20 protein-coding genes are annotated in these 17,566 nt (G+C 59.9%); 5 read left to right on the top strand and 15 right to left on the bottom strand.

Translation table 11 applies throughout. The features are described 5' to 3' along the window. Positions 1-42: 42 nt before the first annotated feature. The 3 genes from L0U82_RS39060 to L0U82_RS39050 form a co-directional block, all read right to left on the bottom strand. Positions 43-987, bottom strand: a complete 945-nt coding sequence (locus tag L0U82_RS39060; protein WP_326489801.1) for an amidohydrolase family protein — start codon at positions 985-987, stop codon at positions 43-45. Positions 988-1,110: 123 nt separating this feature from the next. Further along, positions 1,111-1,263 carry a hypothetical protein gene (locus tag L0U82_RS39055; protein ID WP_233839171.1) on the bottom strand — a complete coding sequence of 51 codons (153 nt, stop codon included), beginning with the start codon at positions 1,261-1,263 and terminating at the stop codon, positions 1,111-1,113. A gap of 56 nt (positions 1,264-1,319) precedes the next feature. Then, positions 1,320-2,219 carry a LysR substrate-binding domain-containing protein gene (locus tag L0U82_RS39050; RefSeq protein WP_233839170.1) on the bottom strand — a complete coding sequence of 300 codons (900 nt, stop codon included), beginning with the start codon at positions 2,217-2,219 and terminating at the stop codon, positions 1,320-1,322. A 291-nt stretch (positions 2,220-2,510) separates the two neighbouring features. Between L0U82_RS39050 and L0U82_RS39045 the strand changes: the two genes are divergently transcribed. Next, positions 2,511-3,191 (top strand): GIY-YIG nuclease family protein, encoded by a 681-nt coding sequence (locus L0U82_RS39045; RefSeq protein WP_233839169.1) that lies wholly within the window; start codon positions 2,511-2,513, stop codon positions 3,189-3,191. Positions 3,192-3,349: 158 nt separating this feature from the next. Here L0U82_RS39045 and fghA read toward each other — a convergent pair whose 3' ends face one another. Genes fghA through frmR form a run of 3 tightly spaced genes read right to left on the bottom strand, consistent with a single transcriptional unit; the run spans position 3,350 to position 5,672 of the window. Continuing rightward, positions 3,350-4,195 carry an S-formylglutathione hydrolase gene (gene fghA / locus L0U82_RS39040; protein ID WP_233839168.1) on the bottom strand — a complete coding sequence of 282 codons (846 nt, stop codon included), beginning with the start codon at positions 4,193-4,195 and terminating at the stop codon, positions 3,350-3,352. 36 nt (positions 4,196-4,231) lie between these two features. After that, entirely contained in the window at positions 4,232-5,341 is a 1,110-nt protein-coding gene (locus tag L0U82_RS39035) for an S-(hydroxymethyl)glutathione dehydrogenase/class III alcohol dehydrogenase (RefSeq protein ID WP_233839167.1), read from the bottom strand. Positions 5,342-5,396: 55 nt separating this feature from the next. Further along, positions 5,397-5,672: a formaldehyde-responsive transcriptional repressor FrmR gene (frmR, locus tag L0U82_RS39030; RefSeq protein WP_233839431.1), complete on the bottom strand. Its 276-nt coding sequence runs from the start codon at positions 5,670-5,672 to the stop codon at positions 5,397-5,399. Between the two features lie 281 nt (positions 5,673-5,953). Between frmR and L0U82_RS39025 the strand changes: the two genes are divergently transcribed. After that, positions 5,954-6,640: a M24 family metallopeptidase gene (locus L0U82_RS39025; RefSeq protein ID WP_233839166.1), complete on the top strand. Its 687-nt coding sequence runs from the start codon at positions 5,954-5,956 to the stop codon at positions 6,638-6,640. A 141-nt stretch (positions 6,641-6,781) separates the two neighbouring features. On the opposite strand, the gene L0U82_RS39020 is transcribed toward L0U82_RS39025, so the two are convergent. From L0U82_RS39020 to L0U82_RS39010, 3 genes are all read right to left on the bottom strand, one after another. Next, on the bottom strand, positions 6,782-7,927 hold the full coding sequence (locus tag L0U82_RS39020; RefSeq protein WP_233839425.1) for an MFS transporter: 1,146 nt from the start codon (positions 7,925-7,927) through the stop codon (positions 6,782-6,784). 226 nt (positions 7,928-8,153) lie between these two features. Next, positions 8,154-8,624, bottom strand: a complete 471-nt coding sequence (gene cynS, locus L0U82_RS39015) for a cyanase (RefSeq protein WP_233839165.1) — start codon at positions 8,622-8,624, stop codon at positions 8,154-8,156. Between the two features lie 36 nt (positions 8,625-8,660). Then, positions 8,661-9,320 (bottom strand): carbonic anhydrase, encoded by a 660-nt coding sequence (locus L0U82_RS39010; RefSeq protein WP_233839164.1) that lies wholly within the window; start codon positions 9,318-9,320, stop codon positions 8,661-8,663. A 121-nt stretch (positions 9,321-9,441) separates the two neighbouring features. On the opposite strand from L0U82_RS39010, the gene cynR reads away from it, so the two are divergent. Then, positions 9,442-10,338: a transcriptional regulator CynR gene (gene cynR, locus L0U82_RS39005; protein ID WP_233839163.1), complete on the top strand. Its 897-nt coding sequence runs from the start codon at positions 9,442-9,444 to the stop codon at positions 10,336-10,338. A gap of 105 nt (positions 10,339-10,443) precedes the next feature. Here the strand turns inward: cynR and L0U82_RS39000 are convergent, their stop codons facing one another. Then, on the bottom strand, positions 10,444-11,466 hold the full coding sequence (locus L0U82_RS39000) for an MBL fold metallo-hydrolase (RefSeq protein ID WP_233839162.1): 1,023 nt from the start codon (positions 11,464-11,466) through the stop codon (positions 10,444-10,446). Positions 11,467-11,740: 274 nt separating this feature from the next. Between L0U82_RS39000 and L0U82_RS38995 the strand changes: the two genes are divergently transcribed. Further along, entirely contained in the window at positions 11,741-12,160 is a 420-nt protein-coding gene (locus tag L0U82_RS38995; protein ID WP_233839161.1) for a cupin domain-containing protein, read from the top strand. A gap of 9 nt (positions 12,161-12,169) precedes the next feature. Beyond that, a complete protein-coding gene (locus L0U82_RS38990) occupies positions 12,170-12,619 on the top strand; it encodes a carboxymuconolactone decarboxylase family protein (protein WP_233839160.1) in 450 nt (149 codons plus the stop codon). Between the two features lie 119 nt (positions 12,620-12,738). On the opposite strand, the gene L0U82_RS38985 is transcribed toward L0U82_RS38990, so the two are convergent. The 5 genes from L0U82_RS38985 to L0U82_RS38965 all read right to left on the bottom strand — a co-directional run bounded on the left by L0U82_RS38985 (position 12,739) and on the right by L0U82_RS38965 (position 17,127). After that, positions 12,739-13,506: an ABC transporter ATP-binding protein gene (locus L0U82_RS38985; RefSeq protein WP_233839159.1), complete on the bottom strand. Its 768-nt coding sequence runs from the start codon at positions 13,504-13,506 to the stop codon at positions 12,739-12,741. 37 nt (positions 13,507-13,543) lie between these two features. Continuing rightward, positions 13,544-14,257: an ABC transporter permease gene (locus L0U82_RS38980; protein ID WP_233839158.1), complete on the bottom strand. Its 714-nt coding sequence runs from the start codon at positions 14,255-14,257 to the stop codon at positions 13,544-13,546. Further along, entirely contained in the window at positions 14,254-14,943 is a 690-nt protein-coding gene (locus L0U82_RS38975; RefSeq protein WP_233839157.1) for an ABC transporter permease, read from the bottom strand. Before L0U82_RS38975 ends, L0U82_RS38980 begins: the two co-directional genes overlap by 4 nt. Positions 14,944-15,086: 143 nt before the next feature. Then, a complete protein-coding gene (locus L0U82_RS38970; RefSeq protein WP_233839156.1) occupies positions 15,087-15,860 on the bottom strand; it encodes an ABC transporter substrate-binding protein in 774 nt (257 codons plus the stop codon). A gap of 349 nt (positions 15,861-16,209) precedes the next feature. Next, entirely contained in the window at positions 16,210-17,127 is a 918-nt protein-coding gene (locus L0U82_RS38965) for a LysR family transcriptional regulator (RefSeq protein ID WP_233839155.1), read from the bottom strand. Positions 17,128-17,566: the final 439 nt, after the last annotated feature.

Here is a 17,566-nt window from a genome sequence, read left to right as displayed (position 1 = left end):
AGTAAGTTGAGGGATCACGAAGTCCGGTTTGGCATCGTATCGTCAGGCCTCCTCAGGCCAGTAGAGCCGCATCGGATTGGCGACCAGCAGTCTACGCTGCAGCTCGGCGGTCGGTGCGATGTGTGGGATGAAATCGACCAGCAGGCCGTCGTCGGGCATGTGGCGGGTCAGATTCGGATGCGGCCAGTCGGTGCCCCACAGCACGCGATCGGGAAAGCTCTCGACGATATGGCGGGCGAACGGCACCACGTCGCGATAGGCCGCGCGTTCACCGTGCAGCGCGTTCGGGCCGCTCGCCGACAGACGTTCCGGGCAGGTGACCTTCGACCACACGTTCGGGTTCTCGCGCATGAAGCGCATGAACAGCTGGAATTCGGGGCCGTCCACCGGTTTGGTCACATCGGGCCGGCCCATATGATCGACGACCAGCGTGGTCGGTAGCGATGTGAAGAAGTCCCACAACTCGGCGAGGTCCGCCGCTTCGAAATAGATCACCACGTGCCACCCGAGCGGCGCGATGCGGTGAGCGATTTCCAGCAACTCGTCGGCCGGCGTGGAATCGACGAGGCGCTTCACGTAGTTGAAGCGCACGCCGCGCACGCCCGCTGCGTGCAGATCCTGCAGCGCCGTATCGGTGATGTCGCGGCCGAGCGAGGCCACGCCGCGCGCGCGGCCGTTCGAGTGGGTCAGTGCGTCGACCAATGCGCGGTTGTCGGTGCCGTGGCAACTGGCCTGAACGATCACGTTGCGCGCGAAACCAAGATGATCGCGCAGCGCAAACAGCTGTTCCTTCGATGCGTCGCAAGGCGTGTATTTGCGCTCCGGTGCGTACGGGAAGCGCTCGCCGGGGCCGAATACGTGACAATGCGCGTCGACGGCGCCTTGCGGCAGTGCGAAAGCCGGTTTGCTTGGGCCGTCGAACCAGTCGAGCCAACCCGATGTTTTCTCGAACGGTCCGGTCACTGCTCTGGATTCAGGTACCAACAATTTATTTCCTCTTCTTTCTGGGGCCGCTTGAAAACGCGGATCAAATGCGACAGGTGACGCCTTCGCGGGCGTCGTGCCGTGGTGTTCAGTGGTTGGCTACCGTGGTAACTACTGCGGTGACTGCTATCGCTGATAGCGCGCCCGCTGCGTCAGGCTGGTCAGGCTGTACTGCTGACGGTACAGCCCGGCGATATCAAGGAGCGGCAGGCGGGTCGCCATCGGCGAGATTCCGGCCAGCGTCACGCTGGAATGGAAGGGGGAAGCAGACTTTTGCATGGCTTGATTCTGGCGATCAAGCGGGGCGCTGCCTAGTACAACGAACGCACTAGCTGTTATAACAATTTGTTATGGGCGAGAATTTCCCTCAGCAGTTTTGAAGTCTGACGAATCAGCGGCGTGACCGGCCGATGCGAGGAGACCGCCAGACACAGCGTGCTGGTCAGCAGCGGGTCCTTGAACGGTGACAACGTAAACGCCCCCGGCCGCTCCGACGCGGCGACCGCCGTCTGCGTGAGGACCGCGTGACCGTAACCGGCGTGAACGAGATCGAGAATCGACGGAACGCTCGATATTTCCAGCGCGATATTCAGTTTGACGCCTGCCATCGCGGCCTGCGTGTCGATGAGCCGACGCATCGCGTGCGTGCGCTCGGGGAGAATCAGCGGATAGTCGGCGAGCCGCGCAAATGGCAGCGATTTTGGCTTGGCGCCGCTGCGTGTCGCGCGGCTCACGAGACCCATTGCTTCGTCCGCCACCGGTGTGATCTCGATCGCCGGATTAGGCTCCGGTCTATACACGAGGCTCAGATCGATGCGGCCCATCGCAATCCATTCGACCAGATGAATGGATAGCCCTTCGACGATCGCGACAGAGGCTGCCGGAAACTCGCTGCGAAAGGTATCGACGAGCAGCGGCGTCAGACGCCGGCTCATGCTCGGCGGCAGGCCCAGCACGATGCGCCCGGACGGTTCGTCGCGCGCCGCTTCGATATCTTCGGCGACGCTCGTGACGAGCTGCAGAACCCGGAGGCCATGATCGAACAGACGCTTGCCGATCTCAGTCAGCACGACACCGCGGCCGTTACGGATCAGCAGCGTGGTGCGCAGATCGGTTTCGAGCAGCCGCACCTGACGCGACAACGCCGGCTGGGACATGTTCAGTTGCAGGGCCGCCTTGCCGAAGCTGCCGAGTTCGGCGACGCGGACGAAGTATTCCAGCTGCTTGAGGTTCATAGGATTCGCCGGGTGATGAAGCCGTGCCATCGCACGGACCGTCAATTATCGGCGAGACACGGGGAATCTGCAGGCGCCGCGGATTCGCAGGTCCTTTTGAGCCGAATCAGCGGGCACGCGCCTGAGGCGATCGGAGTACCTCAAGTTCAGCGCGATCGGCGTCGTTATACCGGGGGGCGAACCGTTGACGCGGATTATTCGCGCCGGGATGGACGGGCAACACGCATTTGCGCGGCTACGTATGAATCGACTTCAACGCGGTGCGTCAACACGACGACAAAGGACATTCGGGTGGGCTACATCAATTTCGATTTGACCAATTCGGGCAGTCTCAGCACGCTGGCCTCGGCCGGTGCGGGGATGGCGGGCACGCTTCCGGTGGGGATGCCGGCAACGGGTGGCTTGTATCTGATTTATCACCAGGCCAACAACAATCGCTACATTGGAAAATCAGGCGATCTTCGCCAGCGCTTCGATGGGCGCATGCTCACCGTCAACGAATTCGGCCTGAGCCCGGCTAATCTCGCCAATCTGGGCGTGTTCTGGAGCGAGGTGGATGCGTGGAATACACCCGCGCCGGTGATGGGCGTGGCCGCTCCGCTGGTGAACACGCTGATCGCGCCGATTGCACCTGCCGCGCTGGGCTTTCAGGTGATCAGAAATGCCGGTGGCGCTGCACCGCCGATGCCGAATGCCGTAGTCGGAACGCCAGGCGGCGTGATCAATTATGGTGGCGCGCAGGTGACGACGATGGTCGATGGTCTGCAGATCAATGTCGAAGCATTGCTGATCCGCTTTTTCCGTCAGGCGATCGGGGTTGGCGGGTCGATTACGAATGGCGTGTACATGGGGCCGTTTACCAATCCCACCAATCATGAACTAATCGTTCAGGTCGAATGGGGCGCGTGTCCGGTGGTGAATATTCCGGCTGCGCACTATTGCATCACGATTCCGGCGCACGGGCAGTTCTGACGTCGCAACAGCGGGGCATTGCGGCGGCTAACGCTGTCGCTGCGCTTCGCTGGCCTGTCGTTGCAGGCATCACGGGAAAGTACTGCGCGTAATACAGGACTTGTTTCTCGTCGAGGTTCCCACGCTGCGGAAACGGCGCGAGGCCGTTCCCTTGCTTGTCACTCAGTTCGACATCTAGCCAGTGCTTTCGCGTGAAAAGCCATATGTTCGCCTATAAAGCTCGCGATGAAGTAATAGCTATGGTCGTGGCCTTCGCGCAGATTGAGCTGAAGCGGGTAACCCGCTTTTTCGCAAGCCGCGCGCAACAGTTGCGGCTGCAATTGCGTGCCTAGGAACTCGTCGTCACTACCCTGATCGATCAGCAGCGGCAACCGCTCGCTTGCGCTGCCAACCAGTTCCACCGCGTCATACTGCTTCCATGCGTCCTGGTCATCGCCGAGGTAGGCTGCAAACGCTTTCTTGCCCCACGGTACCTGGCTGGGCGCCACGATCGGCGAGAACGCGGAGACGCTGCGATAACGGTCCGGATTGCGCAGCGCGATAACCAGCGCGCCGTGTCCGCCCATCGAATGTCCGCTGATCGAGCGGACATTGCTGGCTGGAAACTGCGCTTCGATGATTGCCGGCAGTTCGGAGACGACATAGTCGTACATACGGAAATGCGTGGCCCACGGCGCCTGGGTCGCATTGATGTAGAAGCCGGCACCCTGGCCGAGATCGTAGTCCGGCGAATCAGGTACATCGTTGCCACGCGGGCTGGTGTCCGGCGCGACGACGATGATGCCGTGTTCCGCGGCGTAGCGCTGCACGCCAGATTTGGTGATGAAGTTCTGTTCCGTGCAGGTGAGACCCGAAAGCCAGTACAGCACCGGACACGGGTTCCCACGCAACGCCGCCTCGGGCAGATAAATGCCGAACTTCATCTCGCAGCCAACGGTGGCCGACGTGTGTTTCCACACTTGCTGGCTTCCGCCGTGACTGGCGTGTCGTTCAATCCGTTCCATGGCGATTACGCCTCCCTGTCAGTCCGTTGCCGGATATCAGTAATGAACGACGGTGCGGATCGACTTGCCTTCGTGCATCAGGTCGAAAGCTTCATTGATGCCCGTCAGCGGCTTGGTGTGCGTTACGAACGGCGCGAGCTGGATCTTGCCGGACATTGCGTCTTCGACCATGCCCGGCAGTTGCGAGCGGCCTTTCACGCCACCGAACGCGGTGCCTAGCCAGCGGCGGCCGGTGACGAGCTGGAACGGACGGGTGGAGATTTCCTGACCCGCGCCGGCCACGCCGATCACCACCGATTGACCCCAGCCGCGATGCGCGCATTCGAGCGCCGCGCGCATCACGTTGACGTTGCCGATGCATTCGAAGCTGTGGTCCACGCCCCAGCCGGTCATTTCGACGATCACCTGCTGGATAGGCTTTTCGTGATCTTTCGGATTGACGCAGTCGGTGGCACCGAAGGCACGTGCCAGATCGAACTTGCCCGGATTGGTGTCGACCGCGATGATGCGGCTCGCCTTCGCGAGCTTGGCGCCCTGGATCACCGCGAGGCCGATGCCGCCCAGTCCGAACACCGCGACCGTATCGCCTTCCTGCACCTTGGCCGTGTTCTTCACCGCGCCGAGGCCCGTGGTCACGCCGCAACCGAGCAGACAAACCTGTTCCGGATTGGCTTGCGGGTTGATCTTGGCGAGCGAGACTTCGGCCACCACCGTGTACTCGCTGAACGTCGAGCAGCCCATGTAGTGATAAATCGGCTGACCGTTGTAGCTGAAACGGGTCGTGCCGTCGGGCATCACGCCTTTGCCCTGGGTGGCGCGCACCGATACGCACAGATTGGTCTTGCCGCTCTTGCAAAACAGGCACTCGCCGCATTCGGCGGTGTAAAGCGGAATCACGTGATCGCCGGGCTTGACGCTCGTTACGCCTTCGCCCACTTCCACGACGATGCCGGCACCTTCATGGCCGAGCACAGCGGGAAAGAGCCCTTCGGGGTCTTCGCCGGACAGCGTGAAGGCATCGGTGTGGCAGACCCCGGTGTGCGTGATCTTCACCAGCACCTCGCCCTTGCGGGGCGGTTCGACGTCGATCTCTACGATCTGAAGCGGCTTGCCCGCCTCGAATGCAACAGCGGCACGTGATTTCATGGTGGTTCCTGTGAAAAGGTGTGGTTGACCAGCTAAGCGCGAAGACTGCTGTGGGCTAACGCAAATAGGTGCGAACGAGAGTTACGACATCGTCGATCGATCCAGGCGGGGACTCCTTGGATTGGCCGAGCTGCGTGAATTCCTCGCGCAGATGACTTTCGAGCACACCAGCCATGACTCCGTTGATTGCACCCCTGATCGCGGCCAACTGCTGAAGCACGGGCGCGCAGTCAGCGCCTTCTTCGAGTGCGCGTTCGAGCGCGTCCAGCTGACCGCGCACTTTGCGCACGCGTGTCAGAACGCGCTTCTTTTCTTCGGGAGAATGGGGCATAACGGCACCGATGTCTGGATACTGGCGGGCAGTATAGATCAATACTGCTGGGGAGTATAGGATTTATGCCGCTATTGTTCTCAGCCGCGGAGGTGATCGAGGGCCGGGCGCCCAAGGTCGTGCCGATCAATCCGCGCTGGGCGCCGCCCACGTTCCATTGGCCGCATTCATTGTTCGGTTGTCTGCTTTCGAATGCCGATATCGCTCTGCATAACCGCGCTTGCTTCCGATAATCGGAGCAGCCACCCCGCACGCGGGTGACGTCCATATGGAGAGCGAAAATGAATCAGGTGGTATCAAGTCCGGCGGAACGTGTGGGTCCGTCGTTTTCCGTCGATGGCATGCTGCTGGCTCGTCAGAAGACTCGTGAAGCGATTGCCAGAATCTCCGCGCAGGTTCGTCCGGGTATGGTCGAAGAGGACGCTGTCGCGATGGCAAAGCAAACGATGCTCGATATGGGCTTGGCGTTAAGCTGGCACCCTACGCGCGTGCGATTTGGCAGCAATACGATGAAGCCGATGAAAGTGCAGTCTGTTCCGGGCGTCGTGTTGCAGGAGAATGACATTTTCTTTCTCGACATCGCACCGCGTGTCGATGCGTGGGAAGGCGATGGCGGGAAATCGTTTGTCGTGGGGCAGAACGCCGAGTTCACTCGCTGCGCTAATGACGCGGAGCGTCTATTCCACGAGGTGCGCGCGGTTTGGAACAAAGAAAAGGCGAGTGGCCGAAGCCTGTATGAATTCGCCGATAAGACCGCGAAATCGATGGGCTGGGAACTGAATTTCGACTTGCCCGGGCATCGTGTTTCGGACTTTCCGCATGCCGCGATTCATACCGGTTCTCTCGCGGACTTCGATGAAAACCCGTCGGCCATGCGGTGGATTCTGGAAATCCATTTGCGCGACCCGCAAGGACGATTCGGGGCATTTTTCGAAGACATGTTGCTGGATGACAGGCACTACGGCTGATGGCTGTCGTTCATATAGAAAACTCGGACGGTGGCAGCCGGAAAACTTCGGCTGCTGATCTGATGGAACATGAAACACGAAGCAAAGAAGAAGCACCCCTCGGGGTGCTTTTCTATCGGATCGATTTGAACCTATTTGAACTCATGCGGTTCTGTGCTGGCCTGGAGTAAGAAACGGCGTTAAAACGAGCATCGCGAGTGCGACCGCAAACGCAAGCCACGCCGGGACGCTAAAGGAGCCGGTCAGGTCCCGCAGAAAGCCGACAGCGAGCGGGCCCGCTGCTGCAACCAGGTAGCCGACGGTCAGCACGAATGCATTCCACGAGTTGACGTCGCCAGGTCTATGAGCATTATCGAGTGGCAGCGTCATGCCGAGCGTGAATCCGCCGCCCAGGCCCAATGCCGCGACCGCAACCCAGACGTGAGGCATCAGAAGGGGCGCCACGGCCATGCCGAGTGTTCCTGCTCCCGCAAACACGGCGCAAACCGCAAGCCAACGGCGACGATCATGCGCGCGGCTCAGCGAGCCGAACACCGGAATGCCGACGGTGAATGCCACGGTGTAAGTTGCGAGCACAACGCTTGCGGACACGGTCGACAGACCTTGCTCCAGATATATCGGCGAGATCCAGGAGAGCAACGCGAAGAACAGGAAATTGTCGCAGGCGAAGAACAATGCAATGAGCCACGCGGTGCGGTTGGTCAGCGGCAGTGGCGCAGCGCCCGGCGCTTTCGCGATCGGAACTTCGACTGGCCGTCGTTCCCGCACGAACACCGCAAAGCTCGCGAACACAGCGATGAACGCTACGACAGTCCAGATGCCAGTGCCGAGCCGCCATCCGTTCATGCCGCCCAACGTGGCAATTGGGCCGGTCGCGGCAGCGGAAATCGAGCTGCTGAGCGAAAGCGACATCGCGTAGATGCTCATCATCGTCGCGATCCTGGTTGGGAAGTGCGACTTGATCAGCCCCGCGAACAGCGTGCCGGCGATAGCGATCCCGGCTCCGACACCCGCGGTAGTGAGAAGAAGCATGGAAACATTCGAGACGAAAGTACGCGCGGCCATCGACGCAAACAGCAACACGAGCGACACGAGCAACACTTCGCTTCGTCCAAACCGCGTCGCAAGCCACGCGCTCGGCATCGCCAGCAGTCCCATCAGCAGGATCGGCACGGTTGCGAGCAGCGACGCCATCGCATGAGAAAGCGAGAACGCGCGGCTGATCGCCGGCAGCACGGGTCCGATCGATGCAATGCCTGGTCGAAGCGCCGTGGCAACGATGATCATCGCCGCAACGAGCCAGATGGGTTCGCTGGCTTCAGTCGGACTTGCGCGAACGACTTTAGTGGCGAGTACCAGAGTCGTGGATTCGTCCAGGACCGCGGTGTCGTTCGCCGCGCAAGCACATGTGTTCACTTCCCCGTTATCTTTCATATCCATTCCCGGCAACTGCGTGACTCAATCTTCAGCGAAACGGGGAGCCTTTCGCGCGGAAATGGCTCCCCGGGGTGACTCAGAACGGTTTGGTCGGCAGGTACTTGCTGTCGAGCGTAATCAGTGCGCGCTTGCCGCCTTCCGGATCGTCGATGACCTTGAAGTCGAGCTTGAAGTTGATCGCGCTGAGAATGCCGTCACCGAGTTTTTCGTGAACCAGTGCCTTCAGCGTCGACGCATACACCTGCACCATTTCGTAGAAGCGGTACATCGTCGGATCGGTCGGTACGCCGCCGGGAATGCTGCCGCGCACCGGAATGGTTTGCAGCAGGCGAAGCGCGTCGTCGTCGAGTTCGAGCTTATCGGCGACAACCTTCGCGGCAGCGGGCGGCAACGGATGCTGGCCCAGAAGCGCGGCGGTCACGAAGGCGATGCTCAGGCCCGTGCCCTCGTTGATCTGTTCGAAGGTCAGATTCTTTCGGATCTTCGCGTCGATGATGACATCGGTAAGCGACCGACGGGGCGATTGGCTATGCAGGGACTGCGTCATGATGAAACTCCTTTGGGTGTTGAAAAGCAGCTGCTATCAGGCTGCAAGGCTGACTCGGGCAGGGACTGCACAAGCGTGCGGATGTTCAGAGAGGGAGACGAATTGACCGGTGGCGCTGTCGAGCGCTTCGATTGAACCCGTTTCGATGTCATAGACCCAGCCGTGCAGAGCGAGGTGCCCCTGAGCGAGAGCGAGCCGTACAGACGGATGAGTCTTCAGATTCTCGAGTTGGGCGATCACGTTTTCGTGGACCAGCGAGTCGACGCAAGCCTGTTCGTCCTTGTGATCGTGTGCGTCATTGACGATCTTCGCGGAGTCCGCGTAATGCAGCCACTTGCTCACAGCCGGCATATGGTCCATGCATTTGCAGGTTGCAATCGCAGTCATCGCGCCGCAATTGGAGTGTCCGCAGATCACCACGTCGGTAACGCCGAGTGCCGCGACCGCGTATTCGACCGTCGCGCTCACGCCGCCCGGCTCCGGTCCATACGGCGGCACGATATTGCCGGCGTTACGAATGACGAACATGTCGCCCGGTTCGCGCTGCGTGACGAGTTCGGGAACGAGCCGGCTGTCGGAGCACGAAATGAACAATGTGCTCGGATGCTGGCTGGTCGCCAGCTCCTTGAAAAGGTCGGTGCGCTGCGGCAGCACGTCGCGGCGGAACTTGAGGAAACCTTCGATGATGTCCTGCATGATTTGCTCCTTGGTTTATTTGGCGGGGAACCGTTGGATGAAGAATGCTTGAACCGATTCGCGCCGTCCAAGACCCGTTTATTATTTTGTCTATAGGCAACACCAATAGTTGGAGACGTCGATGCTGCTCCGTCACATCCGTTACTTTCTCGCTGTCGCGGAACACCGCAACTTCACGCGCGCGGCCGAAGCGCTCCATGTATCGCAGCCCACGCTGTCGCAGCAGATCATGCAACTCGAGGACACGCTGCGCGTTCAGTTGCTGGACCGCTCCGGCAGGACGATCCAGTTGACCGATGCGGGGACTGCGTATTTGCACTACGCGCAGCGCGCACTTCAGGATCTGGACGCGGGAAAGCGCGCGATTCACGATGTACAGGAATTGACCCGCGGCGCACTGCGTCTCGGGGTGACGCCGACATTTGCCGCGTACCTCATCGGCCCATTGCTGGAGAAGTACAACCGGCGTTATCCGAACATCACGTTGAATCTGATCGAGATGCCACAGGACCGTCTGGAAACATTGTTGAACGACGATGCAGTCGATGTCGGCATTGGCTTCGACAACATACGCATGCCCGATATCGAATCGCAGGGCCTATTCGTGGAGGCGCTGGCGATGATGGTCGGCAAGTCGCATCGGCTGGCAAGGAAACGAGCGGCGGTGACGCTGCGTGAGTTCGAGAGCGAAGCATTGGTGTTGCTCAGCGGAGAGTTTGCGACACGCGAACTCGTCGATGCTTACTGTCGCCAATACGGCGTCGTACCGCGCGTTGCGATCGAGGCCAATTCGATCGGCGCGGTCATCGAATTGATTCGCCGCGGTACGCTCGCGACCGTGCTGCCTGCTGCAATCGCGCGCCAGAATAAAGGGCTTCATCTGCTTGATCTCGAGCCGGCGCTGCCGAGTCGAACCGTGGCCATACTGCTGCGCAAAGGCGCCTATCGAAGCGCCGCAACACGCGCGTTTGTTGCGCTTGCACTGGAAGAAGCAGCAATCGAAGCAGACGCGCTATGAGTGGAATAATGCTTTCGCCCGTAAACGCAACGCCGGTCACTACATGACCGGCGCCACGAAAGCCTGCGCGACGGTCTTTTCCAGTCCGTCGCCATTCGGTTGCTTTTAGTTCAGACCGGCGTAGACCATCCTGGTGAACTGGTCGCCGTTGAATACGAAATTGCCCCATTTGGCGTCGAATGCGGCGGTGGGTTTGGCAGCCACGATCTCGTCGAGCGATTTCCCTTGTTGCTTGAGTGCGGCCACGTTGTTGCGCACCGTGACCAGCATGTCGCGGAATTCGATCAGTTGAGCGCGATTGCCGACTGCGCCATGACCGGGAATCACGATGGTGTGATCCGTGGTACTGGCAACAGCCTGGTTAGCCCACTTGATCGCGCCGTCGATACTGCCGCCGTCTTCGTTGTCGATATACGGGTAGATGCCATTCCAGAAGGTATCGCCGAGCGCCAGTACATCCGCGTCCTTGAAGTAGATCCACAGATCGCCGTCGGTATGGCCGCCACCGAAATTCTTCACTTCGATCGTGGTTCCCGCGAAATGAAACGTCTTTCTACGGTCGATCAGCAGCGTAGGACGGGCGCCGACCGGCACCGGATCGAAGGTCCAGTTCCACGCGTCTACATGTGTGGTTTCAGTCAGATGCCTGAACGTATTCTTCTGGGCGACAATGGTGGCACCCGCTGCATGCATCCACGCGTTGCCGTCGGTATGGTCCCAGTGCCAATGCGTATTGACCACGTATTTCAACGGTGCTGGGCTGATCTGGTTGAGCGCGGTTTGCATCTTTTGCTGCGATTTGCTGATACCGGCATCGACCAGAAATTTTCCTTCTTCTCCCGACAGCACCGTGACGTTGCCGCCGGAACCCATGATGACGGTGATATTTCCGCGCAACGGTTGCACTACCAGATCCGAGTCGGCCCGACGCAAATATCGGGAGCCGGCACCGGTATGAAAGTAGTCGTCTTGAACGACGGCACCGCTTTGCGCTGGCTGGATGGATGAATCCGCAAAAGCAGTGCTTGGGGCAAGCAGTGCACTGGATGAAATAAGAAAGGCCACCGACAGTGCCGGCAATAAAGTCGATCTTCTTAAACTCGTTCCGAGTTCGACGAGTGCATTCATTTTTTGCTCCTTGAGTTACATGAACTGAGCCAACTACGCTTAGCAGAATTATGGGGCGCGGAGTTCAGCTTCAATGAATGAACGTGGGGAGCATTACTGCCAGGTTGCAGTCGTTTGCTGCCAGCGGGCTGGATATTCGATCGCCGGACCGGAGTGCGGCATGCGTCGTGATCTCGGATGCCGACCTCTTGGTACACCCGGAATCTGCGTTTTTGGTGCTTTTTTATGCCCCTGGTTGAGCGCAGAATTGTGCGTACCCATTAAGGAGCCTCATATGAAGAACAAGCGCATTGTTTTGCCGTTGCTGGCAGCCATCGGAATGACATTTGCCGGCGTATCCGTTGCCGCGGACAACGCGGGCGACAGCGTCAAGCCCAATTTCTCGCATGCCATTCCGAATGTTCCCGGCAAGTCACTGATTGCCGTCGAGGTTTCGTATTCGCCCGGTGGCGCTTCGGTGCCGCACCATCACGCTCATTCGGCGTTCATCTATGCGTACGTCGTGTCGGGCAGCATCGTGAGCCAGGTGGAAGGGCAGCCGGAACGTACCTATAACGCGGGCGAATCCTTCTATGAGGCACCGGACTCTCACCATGTAGTGAGCCGCAATGCGAGCCAGACCGAGCCGGCGAAATTGCTCGCGGTGTTCGTCGTCAATACGCATGACAAGGCTCTGACGACCTTCGACAAATAAGAGCCCCGAATGACGCAGCGATTGAACTACGAAAAGGCTTCGCCCGGTGGAATCGAAGCGCTTGGCCGCGTGTACGGCTATATCATGCAGTCCGGCCTCGACGAAGTACTCGTCGATCTGGTCTATCTGCGCGCCAGTCAGATCAATGGATGCGCGTATTGCATCGATATGCACACGCGCGATCTGATCAAGAAGGGTGTGAAGATCGACAAGATCGTGCTGGTCCCTGTATGGCACGAAGCCGGTGCGCTCTTTAGCGATCGGGAAAAGGCCGCACTGGCCTGGACCGAGTCGGTGACGCGAGTCGCGCACACCAGCGTGCCGGACGAGGACTTTCAGGCGGCAAAGGCCGTATTCAGCGAAAAGGAACTGGCTGATTTGACCATTGCGATTGGCCTGATGAACGCCTACAACCGCCTCGCTATCAGCTTCCGCAGTACACCCGAAGCCGCCTGTTGAACAGGCGTGTTTTTCTGACCGGGCCCGGGAGCAGATGAAAGGACCGCACCGTCTGCTCCCTTCAATACGCGCTTAGTTTTCTCCTGGCGCATGCCGCACTCGGCCTTCCGCTATCCCGCTTACTTCAAACTGCCCGACAGAAACTGCTGCAAGCGCTCGCTGCGCGGATGAGTCAGCACCTCGTGCGGATGCCCTTGCTCTTCGATCCTCCCCTGGTGCAGGAACACCACATGATTCGACACGTTGCGCGCAAAGCCCATTTCGTGCGTGACGACGATCATCGTGCGGCCTTCTTCCGCGAGTGCCTGCATCACACGCAGCACTTCGCCGACCAGTTCGGGATCGAGCGCCGAGGTCGGCTCGTCGAACAGCATCACCTCCGGCTCCATCGCCAGTGCGCGCGCAATCGCGACGCGCTGCTGCTGACCGCCCGACAGATGCGCCGGATATTTCTGTTCCGCGCTCTCCGGCAAACCGACCTTCGTCAGATACTTGCGTGCCCGCGCCTGCGCTTCGGCGCGGCTCAAACCCAGCACGCTGATCGGCGCCTCGATGACGTTCTCGAGCACCGTCATATGCGCCCACAGATTGAAATGCTGGAACACCATCGAAAGACGCGTGCGCATCGTCTGCAGTTGCTTCTGATTGCTCACGCGTAGCGAGCCGTTACGATCGGCACTGGTCTGGATTTCCTCGCCGTTCAGCGTAATGCGACCGGAGCACGGCGATTCCAGAAAATTGATGCACCTGAGGAACGTGCTTTTCCCGGAGCCGCTCGACCCGATCAGGCTAATCACGTCGCCCGCTTTTGCCTTCAGCGAGACGCCTTTCAGTACTTCGTTTTCGCCGAACTTCTTGTGCAGGTCGTCGACCGTCAGCTTGTACATGCTCTTATGCTCCCTCATGGCGCGGCTGCGCCAGCGTTCAATGCCCTTGCGGCCTCAGATAAGCCAGCAAACGTACTTCCATCTTGCGAAAGCCCCAGATCAGCGCGAACACGATCAACGCATACAGAATGGCCGCAATGCCGTAGGCCTGGAAAGTCGCGTACGTCGCGGAGTTGACGTCGCGCGCGACCTTCAGAATGTCGGGGACGGTTGCGGTGAACGCGAGCGTGGTGGCGTGCAGCATCAGGATCACTTCGTTGCTGTACGAGGGCAGCGCTCGCCGCAGCGACGACGGCAGGATGATGCGCGTATACAGCTTGTACTTCGACATCCCATACGCGAGCGCCGCTTCGATCTCGCCGTGCGACGTTTCCTTGATCGCGCCCGCGAAGATCTCGGTCGCGTACGCGCATTCGTTCAGCGTGAATGCAAGGATCGTGCAGTACATCGCGTTGCGGAAGAAGCTGTTCAGCATTTCGTGCTCGTGGATGAAATGCAGGCTGTAGAGGCCGGTATAGAACAGCAGCAACTGAACGTAGAGCGGCGTGCCGCGAAATACGTAGGTATAGAACCAGACGGGCCCTGCAATATAGCGGTTGCGCGACGCACGGGCGATCGCCAGCGGCACCGCCAGCGCGAAACCGAGCCCGACGGAAACGACCAGCAGCCACAACGTGATGACGAGACCGTTGTAGTTGAAACCATCGGTATACAGATAGTTCGGCCAGTATTGACGAATCAGTTCGATCACAGCGCGGCCCTCCGCACGCCAATCGAATAACGCTTTTCGAGGCGCTTCAACGCAATACTCGACACGGTGGTAATGGCCAGATAAATCGCGGCGGTGACCAGCGTAAAGAAGAAAAACGATTGCGTGCTCTTGCCCGCGTCCTGCGAAGCCTTCACGACATCCGCGAGACCGATGATCGACACCAGCGCGGTGGCCTTGACCATCACCTGCCAGTTGTTGCCGATACCGGGCAGCGCGAAGCGCATCATCTGCGGAAACAGGATGCGCGTGAATACGCGCCGCGCGCTCATCCCATACGCGAAGCCCGCTTCGATCTGGCCGCGCGGCACGGATAGAAACGCGCCGCGGAACGTCTCGGTGAAATACGCGCCGTAGATGAAGCCCAGCGTGATGATGCCGGCCACGAACGGATCGATATCGATCTGCTCGATGCCGACGGCGTCGGTCAGATCGTTGAGCCAGATCTGGATGCTGTAGAACAGCAGCAGCATTAGCACTAGGTCGGGCACCGCGCGAATCAGCGTCGTGTACAGCGTGCCGACACGCGACACGAAGCGGTTGGTCGACAGCTTTGCCGCGGCGCCGGCGAGACCGAGCACGAAGGCCGCCGCGAGCGACAGTATCGCGAGCTTGATGGTGACCCACGTCCCCGCGAGCAGCAGCGGACCGAAGCCTTGAAAAAGCATGGGAGTGTCCTTGATGAACGCGCGAGGGGTGCGCGTGAGCAGATAGCCGGGATTCGCGGGCGCGGGGCAAACGGTACGTTCACCTCGCGCGCGGACGTGCCGATCGGGCCCGCTACGGCGCTCGTAGCGCCTGGCTGCCGTACTTAGCCGCCGTACACGTCGAAGTCGAAGTACTTCTGCTCGATCTTCTTATACGTGCCGTCCTTGATCATGTCGGCGATCGCCTTGTCGACCTTCGCCTTCAGATCCGCGTCTTCCTTGCGCATGCCGATGCCCGCGCCGTTGCCGAGAATATTCGCGTCGACGATGTCCTTGCCGACGAATGCGAAGCCCGTGCCGCGCGGCGTCTTCAGAAAGCCGATATCGGCCTGCACCGCGTCTTGCAGCGCGGCGTCCAGACGGCCCGAGATCAGGTCCGCGTAGACCTGATCCTGGTCCTGGTACGGCACGATCTTGGTGCCGTTCGGTTCCCAGTAGGTCTTGGCATAGGTTTCCTGGATCGTGCCCTGCTCGACACCGATCGTCTTGCCCTTCAGCGACTCGGCGGTCGGCAGCAGATTAGCGCCTTGCCTGGCGACGAGACGTGTCGGCGTATTGAACAGCTTCGACGAGAACGCGATCTGTGCCGCACGTTGCGGTGTCATCGACATCGACGACAGCGCGCCGTCGAATTTCTTGGCCTTCAGCCCGGGGATCATGCTGTCGAAGTTCTGCTCGACCCACACGCACTTCGCATTCAGACGTCGGCAGATTTCGTTGCCGAGATCGATGTCGAAGCCGACGAGCTTGCCATCGGGCGCCTTCGATTCGAACGGCGCATAGCTCGCATCCACGCCGAAGCGGACCGTGGACCACTCTTTGGCGAAAGCACCACTGGCGGCAAGCGCGATGGCGACGGACAAGGCAAGTTTCTTCATGAAGTCTCCGGGATGGATGTCCTGACAGCGGATCTTGGTGGTCCGATGTTGTATAGACAATTTATCCTCGGCGGCGAGAGACGGACAATCGGGGTTAGTGCCTAGACGGGCTACCGATGGAAGCGGGCGAGCGAACTAAATCCTTTATTTATAGGAGTTTTGGCAGGATTTTGAGGTGCGGAGGAGGCAGGAGAATTTCTTTCGAACGAGCGGTCTATACCGCGTCGAATATCTTGTCCATACAACTTGGTTACGGGAATGCGATGATCGGCTGATGGTCCGGCGAGCGAAAGGCCGCCCGCGCCGCGAGCGGTGCCGCGAAGAACGCCAGGAAGGACGCGAAAAAGCACTACTGCTGCGACGGCGGCAAATAGGTCATCTGCTGCTCGTCATAGAGCGCGTAGATCAGTTCGAGCATGCGCTTGATATCGGCGGACTCGTCGAGCATGCGCATGCTCATGATGATCGGCGACACCAGATTCTCGTCGTCGAGATCTTTGTAAGCGACATCGCCGCGCTGCAATCCATACACGCTCGCCGGCACGATCGCGATGCCTTCGCCCGCGCCGACCAGGCCGAGGGCGATCTGCAACTCGCGTGTTTCGAAGAGCCGGCGCGGCTTGAGCCCGCGATCGTGAAACGCGGCGAGCACCTGGTCCGCGTAACTCGGCCGCGGCGCCTTCGGAAAGATGATCATCGTTTCGCTGATCAGATCGCGCAGCGACAACACGGGCTTTGCGTCGATCAATGGATGGCCGGTCGGCAGCGCGACGATCATGCGCTCCTCGCGCAGCACGACGCGCCGGATGCTCGGGTCTTCATGACGAATCCGGCCGAAGCCGACATCGATGCGTCCTTCCTTCAGCGCCTGGATTTGATCCATCGTCGACATTTCGTGCAGGCTCAATTCGACCGCGCTGTTTTCGGTGCGAAAACGCCGGATGATTTTCGGCAGCATGCCGTACAGCGTCGAGCCGACGAAACCGATCGACAGGCTGCGCTCGATCTTGCCGACGCGCCGCGTCATTGCTTCGACTTCGGAGGTTTGCGCGAGCAGTTGAATCGCGTGCGAATAGAAGAAGCGGCCGGCTTCGGTCAGCTTCAAAGGTCGCGAATTGCGCTCGAATAGCTGTACGCCGAGCGAATCTTCAAGTTGCTGGATCTGCCTGCTGAGAGGCGGCTGCGCAATGTGCAGACGTTTGGCGGCCCGGGTGACATTGGATTCCTCGGCAACCGCAACGAAATAACGCAGATGGCGCAGTTCCATGGAAATACCTTTTAAGTATCGTCGTGATACTAAATCAGTGTTGGACGATGCGAATCACGTGCAACTATCCTTCAGTTACCGCAGACGCATCGCAAAATTATACCTCCCGGGCATTGAAAGCCCTGCACGGTCGAAGGCGTCGGCTGGTCCCCCCGGAGACGGCGCGAGCACATCTCGCGCACGGGATCCAAGACCTAGAAAGCGTTCAGGAGCAGCAATGAGACATGCTGAAATCGAAGCCTTATTGAAAGGATTCTCGATCGATTCCCCACCATGCAGGGCGCGTGCGCGCGTGGGTCCATCCGGGCCACAGGCCGCGCTTGCCGTGACGAAAGTCGAGTGCATGCACACGGTGGCCTGACGCGATACCGGAGGCGCACCGCCTCAACCGCCGACGCAATAACCCCAATCGAAGATAAACCGGCCCGTCCGCAGGCAG

The sequence above is a fragment of the Paraburkholderia sp. ZP32-5 genome (assembly GCF_021390495.1).
GTDB lineage: Bacteria > Pseudomonadota > Gammaproteobacteria > Burkholderiales > Burkholderiaceae > Paraburkholderia.
The sequence above is the reverse complement of the archived record's forward strand: the minus strand, read 5'-3'. Positions and strand labels throughout refer to the sequence as shown.

Bases quoted from the DNA above. Each gene is read 5' to 3' on its own strand.
- L0U82_RS39035 (WP_233839167.1), bottom strand. From the start codon at position 5,341: ATGAAATCACGTGCCGCTGTTGCATTCGAGGCGGGCAAGCCGCTTCAG.
- L0U82_RS39055 (WP_233839171.1), bottom strand. From the start codon at position 1,263: ATGCAAAAGTCTGCTTCCCCCTTCCATTCCAGCGTGACGCTGGCCGGA.
- L0U82_RS38975 (WP_233839157.1), bottom strand. From the start codon at position 14,943: ATGCTTTTTCAAGGCTTCGGTCCGCTGCTGCTCGCGGGGACGTGGGTC.
- L0U82_RS39000 (WP_233839162.1), bottom strand. From the start codon at position 11,466: ATGAATGCACTCGTCGAACTCGGAACGAGTTTAAGAAGATCGACTTTA.
- L0U82_RS39020 (WP_233839425.1), bottom strand. From the start codon at position 7,927: ATGATCATCGTTGCCACGGCGCTTCGACCAGGCATTGCATCGATCGGA.
- L0U82_RS38995 (WP_233839161.1), top strand. From the start codon at position 11,741: ATGAAGAACAAGCGCATTGTTTTGCCGTTGCTGGCAGCCATCGGAATG.
- L0U82_RS38970 (WP_233839156.1), bottom strand. From the start codon at position 15,860: ATGAAGAAACTTGCCTTGTCCGTCGCCATCGCGCTTGCCGCCAGTGGT.
- L0U82_RS39050 (WP_233839170.1), bottom strand. From the start codon at position 2,219: ATGAACCTCAAGCAGCTGGAATACTTCGTCCGCGTCGCCGAACTCGGC.
- fghA (WP_233839168.1), bottom strand. From the start codon at position 4,195: ATGGAACGGATTGAACGACACGCCAGTCACGGCGGAAGCCAGCAAGTG.
- cynS (WP_233839165.1), bottom strand. From the start codon at position 8,624: ATGACGCAGTCCCTGCATAGCCAATCGCCCCGTCGGTCGCTTACCGAT.
- L0U82_RS38965 (WP_233839155.1), bottom strand. From the start codon at position 17,127: ATGGAACTGCGCCATCTGCGTTATTTCGTTGCGGTTGCCGAGGAATCC.
- cynR (WP_233839163.1), top strand. From the start codon at position 9,442: ATGCTGCTCCGTCACATCCGTTACTTTCTCGCTGTCGCGGAACACCGC.
- frmR (WP_233839431.1), bottom strand. From the start codon at position 5,672: ATGCCCCATTCTCCCGAAGAAAAGAAGCGCGTTCTGACACGCGTGCGC.
- L0U82_RS38985 (WP_233839159.1), bottom strand. From the start codon at position 13,506: ATGTACAAGCTGACGGTCGACGACCTGCACAAGAAGTTCGGCGAAAAC.
- L0U82_RS39025 (WP_233839166.1), top strand. From the start codon at position 5,954: ATGAATCAGGTGGTATCAAGTCCGGCGGAACGTGTGGGTCCGTCGTTT.
- L0U82_RS39010 (WP_233839164.1), bottom strand. From the start codon at position 9,320: ATGCAGGACATCATCGAAGGTTTCCTCAAGTTCCGCCGCGACGTGCTG.
- L0U82_RS38990 (WP_233839160.1), top strand. From the start codon at position 12,170: ATGACGCAGCGATTGAACTACGAAAAGGCTTCGCCCGGTGGAATCGAA.